The 244-nt window shown below is 59.8% G+C and carries 1 protein-coding gene; it reads right to left on the minus strand.

Annotated elements, in window-relative coordinates; translation table 11 throughout:
- Positions 1–244, minus strand: a 244-nt coding sequence (locus SB765_RS32815) for an argininosuccinate synthase domain-containing protein (protein ID WP_410932917.1), incomplete at both ends; no start/stop codon positions are given.

Raw genomic sequence — 244 nt, forward strand, 5'->3', positions numbered from 1 at the left:
GGCGATGACCTTGACGCCCGGCTTGAGCGCATAGGCACCCAGCTCGAAACGAACCTGGTCATTGCCTTTACCGGTTGCACCATGGGAAATGGCGTCAGCACCGGTTTCGTTGGCGATTTCGATCAGGCGCTTGGCGATCAGCGGACGGGCGATGGAAGTACCCAGCAGGTACTCGCCTTCGTAGACGGTGTTGGCGCGGAACATCGGGAACACGAAATCACGCACGAACTCTTCGCGCAGGTCG

It is taken from the genome of Pseudomonas sp. SIMBA_067 (genome assembly GCF_046534675.1).
In the GTDB taxonomy this organism is placed as follows: domain Bacteria; phylum Pseudomonadota; class Gammaproteobacteria; order Pseudomonadales; family Pseudomonadaceae; genus Aquipseudomonas; species Aquipseudomonas putida.